The 16,178-nt window shown below is 57.4% G+C and carries 12 protein-coding genes and 2 tRNA genes; 5 read left to right on the forward strand and 9 right to left on the reverse strand.

Translation table 11 applies throughout. The features are described from left to right. Positions 1-9: 9 nt before the first annotated feature. Positions 10-1,329 (reverse strand): ATP-binding protein, encoded by a 1,320-nt coding sequence (locus AC2FIS_RS03770; protein WP_496772006.1) that lies wholly within the window; start codon positions 1,327-1,329, stop codon positions 10-12. 44 nt (positions 1,330-1,373) lie between these two features. Here AC2FIS_RS03770 and AC2FIS_RS03775 point away from each other — a divergent pair, with 44 nt between their 5' ends. The 3 genes from AC2FIS_RS03775 to AC2FIS_RS03785 all read left to right on the forward strand — a co-directional run bounded on the left by AC2FIS_RS03775 (position 1,374) and on the right by AC2FIS_RS03785 (position 2,645). Then, positions 1,374-2,288, forward strand: coding sequence for an MBL fold metallo-hydrolase (locus AC2FIS_RS03775; RefSeq protein ID WP_496772007.1), 915 nt, complete (start codon positions 1,374-1,376; stop codon positions 2,286-2,288). 77 nt (positions 2,289-2,365) lie between these two features. Further along, positions 2,366-2,440, forward strand: a tRNA-Asn gene (locus tag AC2FIS_RS03780). A gap of 130 nt (positions 2,441-2,570) precedes the next feature. Beyond that, positions 2,571-2,645: transfer RNA gene (locus AC2FIS_RS03785), tRNA-Asn, on the forward strand. Between the two features lie 20 nt (positions 2,646-2,665). Here the strand turns inward: AC2FIS_RS03785 and AC2FIS_RS03790 are convergent. The 4 genes from AC2FIS_RS03790 to zwf all read right to left on the reverse strand — a co-directional run bounded on the left by AC2FIS_RS03790 (position 2,666) and on the right by zwf (position 8,212). After that, complete coding sequence (locus AC2FIS_RS03790) at positions 2,666-4,285, reverse strand: long-chain-fatty-acid--CoA ligase (RefSeq protein ID WP_496772008.1); 1,620 nt, start codon at positions 4,283-4,285, stop codon at positions 2,666-2,668. Between the two features lie 188 nt (positions 4,286-4,473). Then, a complete protein-coding gene (gene pgi / locus AC2FIS_RS03795; RefSeq protein WP_496721722.1) occupies positions 4,474-6,084 on the reverse strand; it encodes a glucose-6-phosphate isomerase in 1,611 nt (536 codons plus the stop codon). Positions 6,085-6,089: 5 nt separating this feature from the next. Then, on the reverse strand, positions 6,090-6,761 hold the full coding sequence (pgl, locus tag AC2FIS_RS03800) for a 6-phosphogluconolactonase (protein WP_496772009.1): 672 nt from the start codon (positions 6,759-6,761) through the stop codon (positions 6,090-6,092). Further along, complete coding sequence (gene zwf / locus AC2FIS_RS03805; protein ID WP_496772010.1) at positions 6,758-8,212, reverse strand: glucose-6-phosphate dehydrogenase; 1,455 nt, start codon at positions 8,210-8,212, stop codon at positions 6,758-6,760. The genes pgl and zwf overlap by 4 nt, the downstream gene beginning before the upstream one ends. Before the next feature lie 161 nt (positions 8,213-8,373). Here zwf and AC2FIS_RS03810 point away from each other — a divergent pair, with 161 nt between their 5' ends. Further along, positions 8,374-9,327 carry a radical SAM protein gene (locus tag AC2FIS_RS03810; RefSeq protein WP_496772011.1) on the forward strand — a complete coding sequence of 318 codons (954 nt, stop codon included), beginning with the start codon at positions 8,374-8,376 and terminating at the stop codon, positions 9,325-9,327. On the opposite strand, the gene AC2FIS_RS03815 is transcribed toward AC2FIS_RS03810, so the two are convergent. Next, positions 9,328-10,023 (reverse strand): lipid-binding SYLF domain-containing protein, encoded by a 696-nt coding sequence (locus AC2FIS_RS03815; protein WP_496772012.1) that lies wholly within the window; start codon positions 10,021-10,023, stop codon positions 9,328-9,330. A 91-nt stretch (positions 10,024-10,114) separates the two neighbouring features. Then, positions 10,115-10,384, reverse strand: a complete 270-nt coding sequence (locus AC2FIS_RS03820) for an usg protein (RefSeq protein WP_058271768.1) — start codon at positions 10,382-10,384, stop codon at positions 10,115-10,117. 193 nt (positions 10,385-10,577) lie between these two features. Here AC2FIS_RS03820 and gyrA point away from each other — a divergent pair, with 193 nt between their 5' ends. Continuing rightward, a complete protein-coding gene (gene gyrA, locus AC2FIS_RS03825; protein WP_496772013.1) occupies positions 10,578-13,307 on the forward strand; it encodes a DNA gyrase subunit A in 2,730 nt (909 codons plus the stop codon). 21 nt (positions 13,308-13,328) lie between these two features. Here gyrA and AC2FIS_RS03830 read toward each other — a convergent pair whose 3' ends face one another. Next, complete coding sequence (locus tag AC2FIS_RS03830) at positions 13,329-14,534, reverse strand: DsbA family protein (RefSeq protein WP_496772014.1); 1,206 nt, start codon at positions 14,532-14,534, stop codon at positions 13,329-13,331. A 174-nt stretch (positions 14,535-14,708) separates the two neighbouring features. Beyond that, on the reverse strand, positions 14,709-16,178 hold the full coding sequence (locus tag AC2FIS_RS03835) for a carboxypeptidase M32 (protein ID WP_496772015.1): 1,470 nt from the start codon (positions 16,176-16,178) through the stop codon (positions 14,709-14,711).

Raw genomic sequence — 16,178 nt, forward strand, 5'->3', positions numbered from 1 at the left:
CTACCAAAATCATCGCCCAACAATGATATCTGCGCAAAGACCGCCCAGCCTTTCACTTTTACCAAGCCGCAGAACACCGCCATGTGCGCGGGCAATATCCGCGACAATCGCCAACCCAAGACCAACGCCACTGCCCTGATTCTGGTTGCGTGCGGGATCAAGACGCGAGAACGGTTTTACAGCCTCAGTGCGCTGCTCTACCGGAATGCCTGGTCCGTCATCTTCGACCCGGATGCGCGTGGTTTTGGGCGTCAGGGACAGGCTGACCTCGGCCCGGTTGCCGTATCGCACCGCATTGCCAATCAAATTTTCGACCGCGCGGCGAATGGCCATAGGGCGCAGCATCGCCGTGCCGTCACCTTCGACTGAGACCAATTCGGCCTGATGACCTGCCCGTCGCGCGTCTTCGACGATCTGACGCAACAACACTGCTGGTTCGATTGCCTCGGCTGGCCCCTCGGCGACACCACGTGAGAAATCAAGGAACGCATCCAGCAGCAATTGCATTTCGTCCACGTCCTGTTTCAGCGGTGCCGCCTCATCCTCGGGCAACATGGAAAGTCCCAGCTTCAGGCGCGTCAGCGGTGTTCTTAGGTCGTGGCTTACGCCCGACAGCATCATAGTACGCTGTTCCATCTGTCGCTCGATTCTAGCCCTCATTTCCAGAAACGCACTGCCAGCAGCGCGCACTTCTATTGCGCCCCCCGGCGTATATGGCACTACCCTGCCCCGACCAAAGGCCTGCGCAGCGTCAGAAAGGCGGGTAATAGGCCGCAGCTGATTGCGCATATAGAGGAATGAGATCGTCGTCATCACAACGGCAAAGAACATCATGGTCACAATCAACTGATGCGGCGCCGTGGGCGACAGGCGGCGGCGATCTATCGTCAGCTGAAGCAGCCCCAGATCGGTTTCAAGGTACAACCGAGCTTCATCACCCGAAGGCAAAGCGACGGCGGCCAGATCGGGCAGCCCCGCACGCAAATGGGATTCGACCTGTGGTGCGATAAAATCGTACCACCGACGCCTGTCCGTCATCGGGTCTTCGTCGCCGTCAACAAAACGGGCTTTCATATCAAGCACCGACAAATCCAGGCGTATCGCTGCCAGCGCCTGCTGTTGGGTCTCGGCCTTTTTCATGGTTTCCAGCACCAACGTCACTTCGCGCGTGGCGGTCTTGGTCATCTGCGCGGTGACGTCCTCGAGATGCTTTTGCAAAAAGGCAATCCCCACCACCAACAGCAGCACGACAACTGGAAGAACCAGAATTAGTGCGGCCCGGGCATACAGGCTGCGCGGCATATATTGTTTGAGCCATCGACTGAACATGCGCTAAACCTAACGGGCTGATCCGCCGAGAGAAAGAGCTCAGAATGCAGGCGCCCGACGATTTCAACCCGCCCCCCGGTCAGGCGGTGGACTTACAACCCGGGCTGCGGCGGATACTGGCCCCGAATCCGTCCCCGATGACTTATCGCGGTACGAACACGTACCTTTTGGGAGAACGTGATTTGGCGGTCATTGATCCCGGTCCTTTGAGCGATGCTCATCTTGAAGCGATTCTGGATGCGGTGCAGCCGGAGCAACGGATCAGCCATATTATCGTCACGCACAGCCATCTGGACCACTCGCCGCTTGCGGCACCATTGGCAGCACGCACCGGCGCGCCAATTCTGGCCTTTGGCGGACCGCAGGCCGGACGCAGCGCAGTGATGACACAACTGGCGCGGCAGGGTCTGGCCGGAGGTGGCGAAGGAATCGACACCGCATTCCGCCCGGATTTCGAGGTGGCAGATGGAGAGATGATCGAAGGCGATGACTGGCAGCTTGAGGTCATCCATACGCCTGGTCACTTGGGCAATCATATCGCTTTGGGCTGGGGTGATGTTTGCTTTACTGCCGATCATGTCATGGGATGGGCCAGCTCGCTGGTTTCTCCACCGGATGGGGACCTGACAGACTTTATGCGAGCGTGCCACAGGTTGCGTGCGCGGGATTGGGCCGTGTTTCACGCGGGTCACGGTGCGGAGATCACCAACCCTTCTGAAAGGTTGGATTGGCTGATCACTCACCGGCTGTCCCGCGAGGCGCAGATACTGGCGGCGCTGGAGGAGCAGCCCGGAAACGCCCGCCAACTTGCTGAGCGCATCTATACCGACACGCCAGCCACGCTTTTGCCCGCGGCTGAACGCAATGTGTTCGCACATCTAGTTGATCTTTATGGTAAATCTCAAGTTTACACTTCCGACGCACTTTCAGTCGATGCCATGTTTTCAAGGTCAGCATGAACACGCAGAACTTTTTTTCCGTTTGATGCAGTTCCCCTCTGGACGGGCAAAAAACGGGTTGTTATACGCCCCTCAGTTCCGGCGTAGCTCAGCGGTAGAGCAGTTGACTGTTAATCAATTGGTCGTAGGTTCGATCCCTACCGCCGGAGCCAAAATTCCCTGATATCAAGACCCTCATACGGCGCCAAATTTGGTACTATTCGGATTGATGTCATTTTAACGAAAAAAATTCTGCCCCCCACTGGACGCCGTAGAAACAGGTTGCTATACGGCGCGAACCGTTCCGGCGTAGCTCAGCGGTAGAGCAGTTGACTGTTAATCAATTGGTCGTAGGTTCGATCCCTACCGCCGGAGCCATTTTCAACAATATCAGGCGCTTAGCCCATCAAGGCACTCTCGAAGTCTGCCCGCAGGTTGCGCTTTAGGACCTTGCCGGTCGCGTTCAGTGGCAATGCATCCACAAAGACTACCTTATCGGGCACCTGCCATTTGGCGATTTTACCTTCGAAGAAAGCTAGCAACTCCTCTTCGGTTGGGTCCGCGCCTTCGGCTTTGACGGCCACCAACAAGGGGCGTTCGTCCCATTTGGGATGCGGCACACCAACAACGGCTGCACTGGCAAGCTGCGGGTGCGCGACGGCGATGTTTTCAAGCTCGACCGAGCTGATCCACTCGCCCCCGGATTTGATGATGTCCTTGGACCGGTCGCGGATTGTCATGTATCCGTCCGGGTCCAACGTTGCGACATCTCCAGTCGCGAACCAGCCGTCCTGCAGCAGGTCTTCATCCTGCATCTGAAAATAGCTGTCCAACACCCAATGCCCGCGCACCAGCAGATCGCCCTGCGTGACGCCGTCATGGGGCAGATCATTGCCGTCATCATCGACGATTTTCAACTCGACCCCATAGGGTGGACGACCCTGGCTTTCGCGCAGCTTGTATTGTTCCTCAGGCGGAAGGTCCAGATGTTTGGCCAGTGGGTTGTTCGTGCTTCCCAGGGGACTCATCTCGCTCATGCCCCAGGCGTGAACCGTATCGACGCCATAGGTCTCGCGGAAAGTTTCGATCATCGAGGGCGGGCACGCAGCACCGCCAATCACAGTGCGTTTCAAGCTGGCCAGTTTGCTACCTGACTTCTCGGCATGTGCCAGCAAGCCTTGCCAGATCGTCGGAACCCCCATTGCCAGCGTCACGCCATATGTATCGACCAGATTCACCAGTGCTTCGCCATGTAGACCCGGCCCGGGCAGCACCATGCGTGAACCCGACATGGCGCAGGCATAGGGCGACCCCCAGGCGTTGACATGGAACATTGGAACCACCGGCATCACGACATCCATAGCAGAAAAGCCTATGACATCTCGCGTGTTCGATCCGAAACTGTGCAGAACTGTGGAACGATGGGAATACAGAACGCCTTTGGGATTGCCCGTCGTGCCCGAGGTGTAACACAGGCTGGACGCTGTGTTTTCATCGAAACTGGGCCACTGAAAATCACCGTCGCCAGTTTCGAGCAGGTCATCATAGAACGCGACGCCAGGGATTTGAGCAATGGCGTCCTCATTTCGTGGCCCCATCAAAACGAAGTGGCGCACTTCGGACAGGTGTTCGTGCAGCGCGGCGACCAGAGGGATGAATGTCGCATCAAAGAACAGAACCCGGTCTTTGGCGTGGTTGATAATGTAAGTCAGCTGTTCCGGGAAAAGCCGGGGGTTCACCGTGTGGCACACAAAACCCGCGCCGGAGGTGGCATAGTAGATCTCCAGATGTCGCCGGTTGTTCCAGGCCAACGTGCCAATTCGATCCTGCGGCTCCAACCCCAGCTTGGTCAGCGCTGATCCCAGTTTTCGTGCGTTTTGCGCCACCTGCTCCCATGTGGTTTCGGTGACCGATCCATCGGTTTCGACCGAGTAGATCTCGGTCTGGCCATGATAGCGTTCGGCGTGATCAATCAGCGACGAAATCAGCAAAGGCTGCGTCATCATCTGTCCCAGCATGGACATCCTCCCATTATCAGCGTCGCCTCTATTGGGCAGTGCTGTCTGCTTGCCTGATGCCACTCGCCAGCGCGCGCAAAGCAAAGTGTTCAGGGCGTTCCCTAAGAACAGACCCTGCCAATCATTTAATTGTCTGACAATAAAAGAATGCAGCCTGCCTTCACGGCAGACTGCAAAAAACCGCGTTACTAGTCGCGGTGGCGCATTGCATAGGCAACCAAGGCAGCGGTCGAGCCGTCTTTGCCGGATGCGCTTTCTTCTCCGTCGACGATCGGGCCGAGAGATGTGGCAAGTTCCTTGCCCAACTCAACGCCCCACTGGTCGAACGAGTTGATGCCCAGCAGAACGCCTTCGACAAACACGCGATGTTCGTAAAGCGCGATGATCTGGCCCAGAACAAACGGCGTGAGCATTGGATACATCAACGTTGTCGAAGGACGGTTGCCCGGAAAAACGCGGTGACGGGCTTGCCGTTCCAGCTCGTCCCCTTCCAGCCCCTTCTCCGCCATCCGTTGCTGTGCTTCGCCCAGCGACCGTCCGCGCATCAGCGCTTCGGACTGCGCCAGGCAATTGGCCAGCAACAGTCGGTGATGGTGGGTCAATTCCGGTTCGTGCCCCTCGGCCGCGACCATAAACTCACAGGGGATCACGTCGGTGCCTTGGTGGATCAACTGATAAAATGCATGCTGCCCATTGGTGCCCGGCTCACCCCAGACGACGGGGCCCGAGGGAATGGTCAGAGTGTTGCCGTCCATGGCAACAGATTTGCCGTTCGATTCCATCTCGAGCTGTTGAAAATACGCTGGCAATCGCAGCAAGCGCTGATCATAAGGCAGCACGGCCCGGCTGGCATGGCCCAGAACTTGACGATGCCAAACGCCGACCAAAGCCAGCATAACGGGCATATTTTCGACCCAGTCGGCGGCGCGGAAGTGGACGTCCATCGCCTCTCCACCACGCAGGAACGCGTCGAAGGCGTTCGATCCGACGGCGATCATTACCGGCAGGCCCACCGGGCCCCAGACCGAATAGCGCCCGCCGACCCAATCGGCAAAACCGAACACACGCTCTTCAGGGATGCCAAAGGCTTGGGTTTTGTCCAACGCACTGGACACGGCGGCAAACTGCTTGCCCGGATCGCCGCCGCCATCTTCCATCCACGCTCGTGCCGTTCGGGCGTTGGTCATCGTCTCGATCGTCGTGAAGGTCTTGGAGGCAACAATCACCAGTGTCCGCGTTGGATCAAGCTGGCGCAGCGTATCGGCGATATGTGCGCCGTCCACATTCGAGACATAGTGCAGTCTTGGTCCATCATGATACGGGGACAGCGCATGCGTCGCCATCACTGGGCCCAAATCCGAACCACCGATCCCGATATTGACCACATCGGTAAAGGCGCCCCCTGCCCCGGTGACCGCGCCGCCACGCACCTCTTCAGCAAAGACGCGCATCCGTTGCAACGTGTCCAGAACGTCGGGCATGACGTCCAACCCATCAACTTCGACAGGACCACCGTCCAGATTGCGCAGCGCAGTGTGCAAAACCGCGCGACCTTCGGTTTCGTTGATCTTTTCCCCGTCAAACATCGCGGCGCGGCGCGAGGCCAGACCCGCCTCATCACACAACGCGATCAGAGCATTTCGGACCTCATCTGTGATCTGAGTTTTGGAGTAATCAAACAGCAGATCGCCGGTCGATGCAGAAAAACTCTGCGCGCGGTTCGGATCGGTTTCAAACAGGCTCAGGATGGCTTCGTCCTGAGCGTCGGATGCAAGGGTTTTGAGTGAATCCAATTGCATCTGCGTTACTCCGCCCAATGAACCGTCATGCCGGTCAGCGTGGCGGCGATCGGGGCCTCTTCCGGAGGCAGCGACATGGCCTTTTCCAACGCGTCACGTTTGGCGGCGCCATAGATGATCAGGTGTTTGGACAGCGCGCCGTCCAGCACCGGGCCGGTCAGCGTGATCCGCGCCTCGGGCTGGGTTTCGGTGCGCGCAATCGCAAGGATGGGCGCATGGCTGTCCAGCGCAGCTTCAACCCCCTGCATCCCCGGAAACAGTGACGCGGTGTGCATATCCTCACCCATTCCCAGCACCAGAACCGACAAGGGCAGAACCGGCGCGATCAGGTTTTCGATTTCCGGCAGGACATCGTCGGGTTCCTTACCCTCAAGATACAGCGGCACATACTGGGCAACCGAAGCCCGGTTCGTCAGCAGGCGCTGCCGGATCAGCCGTTCGTTCGATCGATCACTGTCACCCGGAACGCAACGTTCGTCGGTGGGCAGTACCCGCACCCGGTCCCATTCCAAATCGGCCGCACAAAGACCGTCGAAGACCGGCCCCGGCGTCGTACCACCCGGCACGGCCAATGAGACCGTGTCGTGATGCAGCAAGGCGGCCTCCAACTCTCCGGCCAAGGCGTTTGCGACATCAATGGCCAACATGTCGCGATCCGCATATTCCTGAATCTTCATGGGTTTATTCCTTGCCAGCGGCGACCATCTCGTTTCATCAGCAGCTCGGCGTCGCCCGGGCCAGTGCTGCTGCTTTCATACGGTTTTGGAACGTCACCGCGCGCGTGCCAACCGGCAATGATCGGGTCGGTCCAAGCCCATGCAGCCTCAACCTCATCCCCGCGCATGAACAGGGTCTGGTTGCCACGGATCACGTCCATCACCAGCCGTTCATAAGCATCTGGCGGGTCTTGGTTTCCCGACCCCAGCGCCTCGGCAAAACTCATGTCCAAAGGCACATCGACCAGACGCATACCGCCCGGCCCGGGTTCCTTGATCGTCACCTTCAGCGTTATACCTTCGTTCGGCTGCAGACGGATCGACAGGACATTGGCGTGGCGTCCGGCCTCTTCGCCAAAAATCGAATGCGGCGCGTCTTTGAACATCACATTGATCACCGAAGACCGCGCCACCAGACGCTTGCCCGTGCGCAGATAGAACGGCGTACCCGCCCACCGCCAATTGCTGATATGCGCCCGCAGCGCCACATAGCTTTCGGTAGTCGAGCGTGGATTGCCGACAATCTCGCGGTATCCTTTCCCGTTGCCACTGCCATCGAACTGACCACGCACGATATGGTGTGGCTGGACCTGATCCAACGCGCGAATAACCTTGAGCTTTTCGTCCCGCACAGCGTCAGGATCAAACTTTGCCGGCGGCTCCATCGCGATCAAACAGAGCAATTGCATCAGGTGATTCTGCATCATGTCGCGCATGGCACCTGCGCGCTCATAATACTCTTCCCGCCCGTCGATACCTACGGATTCAGCCACCGTGATCTGGATGTGATCGACATACTGGCTATTCCACAGCGGTTCGAACAGCATATTGCCAAAGCGGACGGCCATCAGGTTCTGGACGGTTTCCTTTCCCAGATAGTGATCGATCCGGTAGATCTGGCTTTCCCGAAAATGCTCAGCCAAGGTCGCGTTTAACGCCCGTGCGCTTTCCAAATCGTGGCCAAAGGGTTTTTCAACGACAATCCGCGTGCTTGGCGTTGCAAGATCATGCGCTTTGATCCTTTCGGCCAAAGGCCCGAACAGGCGCGGACCGACCGAGAAATAGAACGCACGCACCCGATCTTGGTTCAGCTTGTCAGAGAGCTGATCCCATCCTTCATTCGAATATCCGTCGAGGGTCACATAATCGACGCGGTCCAGAAACGCGCGCAATGCGCCCTTGTCCTGGCATTGCGCAGCCGCATGGGTTCGCAGCGATTCGGCGACCATTGCCTGAAACCCCGCGCGGTTATGGACCGTGCGCGCTGCGCCTAAGATTTGCACACCTTCAGCCCACTGCCCCGAACAAAAACGACGGAACAGGGCCGGTAGAATCTTACGTTGCGCCAAGTCACCGGTCCCGCCAAAAATGACGAGATCGAACGGATCAACAGGTATGACGCGAGAAACCATGGTTTTTCCTTATCTTGCCCCGCCGGGCATGTCCAATGTTAGCGCAATCGGTCATCGTAAATCCCCCATCATCAAAACTCTGTCAGGTCGCACTTGCCTGACTTAACTAATCCGAGTCGAGCAGCTACATCAGAAGTAACTTCAAAGAACCGGATACCGGAATGAAAGACAACGCGCCTCAGACCGCCAATATCGGCAAGTTTCAGAACAAATTGGTGACAGCAGATGGGCAAACCCGCGCTTCCGTAGCGCTGAAAAACCCCGAGACGTTGTGGTTCAATACTGGCACCCTTTGCAACATCGAATGCGTCAATTGCTATATCGCCAGCAGCCCCACAAATGATGCGCTGGTCTATATCACCACCGACGAAGTGCGCGATTACTTGGACCAGATCGAAGAACGCGACTGGCCGGTGCGTGAGATTGGGTTCACTGGGGGCGAGCCCTTTATGAACCCCGAAATGATCGACATGACTCGTGTCGCGTTGGAACGCGGCTATGAGGTTTTGATCCTGACGAATGCAATGCTGCCGATGATGCGCCGCAAGATGCGCGAGGGGTTGCTGGATCTGAAGCGCAACTATGGAAACAAGCTGACACTTCGCGTTTCCGTGGACCACTATCGCCCCGAACTGCATGACGAGGAACGCGGCAAAGGCAGCTTTGACAAGACGATCACCGGAATGGAGTGGCTGCGCGACAATGGGTTCAATATCGCCATCGCCGGCCGCACGGTCTGGGGCGACAGCGACGCCGACAGCCGCGCCGGGTATGATGTGTTCTTCAAGCAGCACAACTTTGACATCGACGCACAGAATCCCGGCCAGACCGTTTTGTTCCCCGAGATGGACGAAACCGTCGAAGTCCCCGAAATTACAACCGCTTGCTGGGGCATTCTGGATAAAGCACCCGAGGCTGTAATGTGTTCGAATGCCCGCATGGTGGTTAAACGCAAAGGCGCAGAACAACCTGCCGTTCTGGCCTGTACCCTACTGCCGTACGAGCCTGAGTTTGAAATGGGCAACACACTTGCCGAGGCCGAGGCCGACGTGCACCTCAACCACCCACATTGCGCAAAATTTTGCGTTCTGGGCGGAGCCAGCTGCTCGGGCTGATCAGTTCAGCTCGGGCGATTTCCAGTATTTTGTGCCGGACGCCCCAGCCGAGACGCGCCAGCCCTTTTTGCTGAGCACGAAAAACGACCGCCCGTCTGTGAACCTGAGCGTCTCATCGGTGCGCTCTTCGCCATACATCGCGCCGGATTCCGCAGTCGCGTCGTAACCGTGCGTGATAAAACTGTCCAAATCCGCCTCCGTTTCAAACAGGATCACGAATTTGGTCTCGAACCCGCCGATACCGATCGCCGCGCCCACGCCGCCGGTTCCCATATTCATATAGGTGTGCTGACCAGTGTCTTTGTTCACGGCAACACCGCGTCCGTACCCTGCGGACACCGGGAAAACTGATACCTTGCGGGAATCGAACACTGCATACCCTGCGCTGACATCATATAGCGCCTGCGCTTCGCGATTTTCGGTTAGCAACTGCGCCAACACGTCCGACGCGATTACGTCCAGCTTGGCTCGTGTCTCTTCGGGCGTCGCCTCGTTGGACAGTAAATCAGAGGTGGACGTGATGGTTTCATCAACCGCGCTCGCCCCTTTTTCGAGGGTCTGTCCGACGGTTTCTGCCCCACGTCCAACGGCGTCTGTCGTGTTTTCAACGCCCTTCTTGATTTTATCTAGGACACCTTCGGCCGACACAGGCCCAGCTAGGCAGATGGCGGCTGCAATCAATAAAACTCTGGGCATTCCGTGTTTCCGCTTGTGACCAATGACTTGGCCGCCAAGATACCGAATGCATCGGAAATGTATATGGGTTTGGGCCTGATGCGCCCGGGCGTCAATTCACTCGGAATTCGCCTACCACGTTGCGCCATTCCCCGGGCGCGATCATTTTGCGATGTGTAAACCGCACTGAATGCAGCGGTCCTTCAATCTCTCGCTGCCAGAATTCAATAAAATCGAATAGTTTGGGATGATCCGGCGCAAGGTCGTATTCTTGCCAGATAAATGTATTGAGCACGTGAATATAGTCGGGCATGTGATAGAAAAATTCGGCCGTTGTCAGCCCATACCCCTTGAGCATCAGTTCTGTTTCGCTTTGCTCCATGCAGACCTCCAAAATTGTTGCAAGGTCTCTTCAGCATAACACAGAAACCACCTAACCCTTGGTTAACAATATGTTACCCTAGTGTTACGGGTGTTTTTTGCCCAGAATGCGCTGCTTGCTTGCACCTTATGTGCCGGGTCTGATAAGGTACATCCACAAGATATAGACCCAGCACAATAAACGGGCAGGTTACGTGAGCGATACGCCAGAAACCCCAGAAAACATGGATGAAACACCGCCCCAGCGTCCCGTATATGACGGCCCGACGGTATCCATCGAATCCGAGATGCGCACGTCCTATCTGGACTATGCCATGTCGGTCATCGTGTCCCGCGCGATCCCCGATCTGCGCGATGGCCTGAAACCGGTGCACCGGCGCATCCTCTATGCCATGCACGAGACGGGCAATACGCACGACAAGTCATACCGCAAATCGGCCCGTCCGGTTGGCGATGTCATGGGTAAATACCACCCGCATGGTGACAGCGCGATCTACGACGCGCTGGTGCGGATGGCGCAGGATTTCTCGATGTCGCTTCCGCTGCTGGATGGTCAGGGCAACTTTGGCTCGATGGACGGCGATAACCCGGCGGCCATGCGCTATACCGAAGTGCGGATGGACAAGCCCGCCGCATCTCTCTTGGCTGATATCGAAAAAGAGACAGTCGATTTTCAGGACAACTATGACGGCAAGGACCGCGAACCGACGGTTCTGCCCGCCCGTTTCCCGAACATGCTGGTCAACGGTGCCGGTGGTATCGCCGTCGGCATGGCAACCAACATCCCGCCGCACAACCTTGGCGAAGTCATCGATGCAACGCTGGCGCTGATCGATGAACCGGATCTGACATCTGAACAGCTGATCGAATATATCCCCGGCCCTGATTTCCCAACCGGTGGTGTGATGTTAGGCCGTTCCGGCGCGCGCAAAGCTTATCTGGAAGGGCGCGGCAGCGTCATTATCCGCTCCAAGACCCGCGTCGAGGAAATCCGCAAGGACCGCTACGCCATCGTCGTTGACGAGATCCCCTATCAGGTGAACAAGGCCTCGATGATCGAAAAGATCGCCGAAGCCGTTCGCGAAAAACGCATCGAAGGCGTCAGCCACGTTCAGGACGAATCCGACCGCAATGGGGTGCGTGTCGTGGTCGAACTCAAACGCGACGCGACGCCCGAAGTTGTTTTGAACCAGCTTTTCCGTTTCTCGCCGATGCAGACCTCGTTTGGTTGCAACATGCTGGCGCTGAATGGTGGCCGACCCGAGCAGTTGACCCTGCGCCGGTTCCTGACCTCCTTCATCGACTTCCGTGAAGATGTCGTCGCCCGTCGCACTGCGTACGACCTGCGCAAGGCCCGCGAACGCAGCCACATCCTGTGTGGCTTGGCCGTGGCTGTGTCGAACGTGGATGAGGTGGTCGCCACAATCCGGTCATCCGCTGACGCGGCGCAAGCGCGTGAAAAGCTGATGACCCGCCGCTGGCCCGCGGCTGAGATCGAAAGTTATCTGCGCCTGATCGACGATCCTCTGTCCAAGATGAACGACGACGGCACCTATAACCTGACCGAAGTTCAGGCCCGCGCCATCCTCGACCTGCGTCTGCAGCGATTGACCCAGATCGGTGTCAAAGAGGTTACGGACGAACTGGAAGAACTGGCGGGTAAGATCCAAGAATACCTGGATATTCTGTCCTCGCGAGAGCGCATCATGTCGATCATCGGAGATGAGCTGCGCAGCGTTCGTGAACAGTTTGCCGTGCCCCGTCGCACCGAGATCGTCGATTGGTCCGGCGACATGGAAGACGAGGACCTGATCGAGCGTGAGGATATGGTCGTGACCGTCACGTCGGGCGGCTACATCAAACGTACGCCGCTGGCCGATTTCCGCGCGCAAAAGCGCGGGGGCAAGGGCCTGTCTGGGATGCAGACCAAGGAAGAGGATGTTGTCACCAACCTCTTCGTCGCCAATACCCACACGCAGCTGCTGTTCTTCACGACGGATGGCATGGTCTACAAACTCAAGACCTGGCGTCTGCCGCAATCGGGGCGCACTGGTAAGGGCAAGGCAATCGTCAACATCCTGCCGATCCCGACCGGTGTTTCCATCGCCGCGATCATGCCCGTGGATGTACCCGATGAAGAATGGGAAAACCTGCAAATAGTCTTCGCCACCAGCGCGGGCGACGTGCGTCGTAACCGTCTGTCGGATTTCACCAATGTCCGGCGCAATGGCAAGATCGCAATGAAGCTGCCCGAAGATGTTGAGCTGGTGAACGCCCGCATCTGCTCGGAAGATGAAGATGTGATGCTGGTCACCAATTCGGGTCGTGCGATCCGCTTCCGCACCACCGATGTGCGGGTATTCAATTCGCGCGAATCCACCGGTGTACGCGGTATCAGGCTGTCCAATGGCGACCGCGTGGTTTCGATGTCGGTGATCCGCCATTTCGAGGCGACCCCCGAAGATCGTGTGGCTTACCTCAAAATGCGCCGTGCTGTTGCAGGGCTTACCGAAGATGACGCTGGTGACGACGAGGAAGCCGCAGCAAGCAGCGATTTCAACCAGGAGAAGTATGCCGAGATGTCGGCCGCCGAGAACCTGATCCTAACGATCACGGCGGGCGGCGCAGGCAAGCTGAGCTCCAGCCACGACTATCCTGTACGCGGACGCGGCGGGATGGGTGTGGCCGCCATGGACAAGGCGATGCGTGGTGGCGAACTCGTCGCCTCGTTCCCGGTCGATATGGAAGATCAGATCATGCTGGCGACGTCCAAAGGCCAATCGATACGGGTGCCGGTTGATGGGATTTCGTTCCGTTCCCGCTCGGCCGGTGGCGTGAAGGTCTTCAACACCGGCAAGGGCGAAGTGGTCGTCAGTGTTGCCTGGATCGCCGATCAGGGCGACGAGGACGAAGCGGAAGAGTAACCGACTGATCCATAAAATTATTCAGGCGCTACACTTTCGGGTGTGGCGCCTTTTTAAAATCAAAAGGTCTTCGACTGCCCAAAGGCGATCCTGTCCCCAGACACTTTCCCCGGCGACACGGAAACTTGGGACACCCCATAGCCCGATCTCTTGCAGACGGTCCTGATTGACCGCTACCCGATCTCTCCAACGATCTGAGCTAGCGTGCGGTTTCGCACTCTGCCAATCCAACCCCGCGTTTTCGATGATAGTCCGAAGCCCCCGATCGGTTGCTGCATTCAGACCCTCGGACCAAACGCCGCGCAGGAAGGCGGAACAGAACTCAGGCAATTTTTCCTGCGCTTCGGCATAATCCAGTAAGGCATAGCCACGCTCGACCCCTTTGCCCAAAGGATCACAGATACGCCCAAACGGGATCCCCAACCGCCGCGCTTCGCGCACGCAATCATAAAGGATGTAGGAGGGCTTGGGTGGAGGGACGGGTAAACCTCGCATCAACATTGGCAAAACCGGCCTCAGAACCAGCCGTGCGCTGTAGTGGCGTGCCAAGTCGACGGCCCGGTCAAATGCCAGATAAGAATAAGGGCTGCGGAAAGAATAGAAGAACTCAATCTCCTGATCCTGAGACTTCTCTTGGTCCAATTGCACTGAAGGCAAAGACACTATCGGTGACGACCCGCTTCCCAGACCCGCGTGCAGCAACCGGTTTTCCAGATAATGAAGACGATCAACGCCCCAATACCATTCGTCATCGTAGTGAAATGTTCCGCCGAGATAGTGACCCAAATCGGAAAGTTGTTGGTCACCATCCTCGATCAGCGCAGCCGGTAAAGGGTGATCTGAGGACGAAAAACCCTTTCCCGACCAAAGATCTTCGCTGATATCTCGGACATTTTTAACAAAGCTCTCATTCGTCAGTTCGGCTGCCATCTGGTTTTCCGCAACTGCAATGAAAGCCTCGTCAGGAACTGAGCCTTCAGGAGGGCTGAGACCAAGCTTTAGGGCCAGTCTTGCCGCATCTTTGATGGCATTTTGCCGATGTGCTGCCGGGTCCGGCAAAGCCTCGGCCGGAGGGCCCGAAATCAGATGTGGGCGCAGCTCGACATCATAGGTGTCTCGAAATTGCTGTAAGACCTGTGCGGTGAGGTGACAGTATGGGTCGGAAACATCATGGAAATAATGGACAACGCGCGGGCGGTTCAGCACCTGATGCTTTGCCTCCAGCACGCGCCTACGCGCCACCAGGCGCGTGTTGCTGGTCAGAATTGACGCTAAGTGTGGTTTGACATGTGTTGCAAAGAACAAGGTGGTTCCTTTGGTAAAACCGTTCGAACCACCCTACCCTCATTCAGGTCAAAACCAATGCACCTACACGGCAACTTGACGAAACGTTTTCTGACCTCAGAGCCCGTATAACCCGCCAAATTTCTGTTCCAGATACCCGAGTAACGGGTCAGGTCCGGGTTCCATACCGCTTGCACGCTGAATGGTCTCGCGTGGAGCGTAAAGCCCGCCATGTTGCTGCACATTCTCGTGCAGCCAACCGGTTGCGCCTGACGTGTCACCTGCTGCCAGTTGCGCATCCAGTTCCGGCACAGCGTTCCGCAACGCTTGGTAAAGGGATCCTGCATAGACATTGCCCAGCGAATAGGTTGGGAAATAACCAAACAGACCCACTGACCAGTGCACATCCTGCAGACATCCGTTCGAAGGTTTGTCGACCGCATATCCGAAATCTGCGTTGAAACGGTCGTTCCACGCGGCCTCAAGATTATCCACTTGGAGGTCACCGGCCATCAGCGCGCGTTCCAGATCAAAGCGCAGCATGATGTGGAGGTTGTATTGCACCTCATCCGCCTCGGTCCGGATGTAACCGTTGTGAACACCGTTGACCGTTGCATAGAACGTATCCGGGTCGGTGATGCCAAAATCGCCAAACGCATCTTTCATTTGGCCAAACAACCAACCGGTAAAGGCACGGGATCGGCCCAGCTGGTTCTCGTAAATCCGGCTTTGGCTTTCGTGCACGCCCATCGACACACCCCGCCCCAAAGGCGTCAGGGCATAAGCCGGATCAATCCCCTGTTCATAAGCGGCATGGCCGACCTCGTGGATTGTCGAATAGAAACAGTTGAACGGATCGTTTTCACTGGTCCGGGTGGTGATCCGAACATCCGATCCACTGCCCGAGCTGAACGGGTGAACAGCCTTGTCGATGCGGCCTGTAGTCAGGTCATACCCGAAAGTGGTTGCCAGTTTTTCCGACAATTGCATCTGTTTCAGCTCATCGAAACTCCCCGTCAAAGCCTGAGGCACAGATTTTTCCAGAACAGCGGCGCGCAGTGCTACCAGACGCGGGCGCATCTGGTCAAAGATTTCTGCGATTTGCGACCCGGTCGTGTAAGGCTCATAATCCTCGACCATCGCGTCATAAATATCGCCACCCTGTGCCAGCGCGGCGCCCTCTTCACGCTTTAACGCCACGACCTCATCCAGCACGGGCAGGAAGGCGGCGACATCTTCGTCTGCGCGGGCCTGCGCCCAGGTTCCCTGTGCTGCCGACGTCACGCGCGCAATGGCCGTTGCCAGATCGGCAGGCACCTTGACCGTCCGTTCATAGGACCGGCGGATTTCGCGCAATTGCGCCTGACCGACCTGGTCTTGAGGGTCGGCTTGTTCCAGCCATTCAGCCACACGGGGATCGGATCGGCGCGCGTGCAAAACCGCTTCAATCGCTGCCATTTCCTCGGCCCGCTGCGACGCGGCCCCCCGGGGCATCACCGTTTCCTGATCCCAGCCCAAACGCCCGGCAATTTCGCCAAGAGCCGAGGTTTCGCGCTGAAATGCCATCAGATCATCATATGCACTCAT

The organism is Ruegeria sp. CDSB113 (assembly GCF_059611045.1).

Excerpts from the sequence above, each read along its gene's own strand:
- AC2FIS_RS03770 (WP_496772006.1), bottom strand. The coding sequence starts at position 1,329 with ATGTTCAGTCGATGGCTCAAACAATATATGCCGCGCAGCCTGTATGCC.
- AC2FIS_RS03775 (WP_496772007.1), top strand. The coding sequence starts at position 1,374 with ATGCAGGCGCCCGACGATTTCAACCCGCCCCCCGGTCAGGCGGTGGAC.
- AC2FIS_RS03790 (WP_496772008.1), bottom strand. The coding sequence starts at position 4,285 with ATGCTGGGACAGATGATGACGCAGCCTTTGCTGATTTCGTCGCTGATT.
- pgi (WP_496721722.1), bottom strand. The coding sequence starts at position 6,084 with ATGCAATTGGATTCACTCAAAACCCTTGCATCCGACGCTCAGGACGAA.
- pgl (WP_496772009.1), bottom strand. The coding sequence starts at position 6,761 with ATGAAGATTCAGGAATATGCGGATCGCGACATGTTGGCCATTGATGTC.
- zwf (WP_496772010.1), bottom strand. The coding sequence starts at position 8,212 with ATGGTTTCTCGCGTCATACCTGTTGATCCGTTCGATCTCGTCATTTTT.
- AC2FIS_RS03810 (WP_496772011.1), top strand. The coding sequence starts at position 8,374 with ATGAAAGACAACGCGCCTCAGACCGCCAATATCGGCAAGTTTCAGAAC.
- AC2FIS_RS03815 (WP_496772012.1), bottom strand. The coding sequence starts at position 10,023 with ATGCCCAGAGTTTTATTGATTGCAGCCGCCATCTGCCTAGCTGGGCCT.
- AC2FIS_RS03820 (WP_058271768.1), bottom strand. The coding sequence starts at position 10,384 with ATGGAGCAAAGCGAAACAGAACTGATGCTCAAGGGGTATGGGCTGACA.
- AC2FIS_RS03835 (WP_496772015.1), bottom strand. The coding sequence starts at position 16,178 with ATGAGTGCATATGATGATCTGATGGCATTTCAGCGCGAAACCTCGGCT.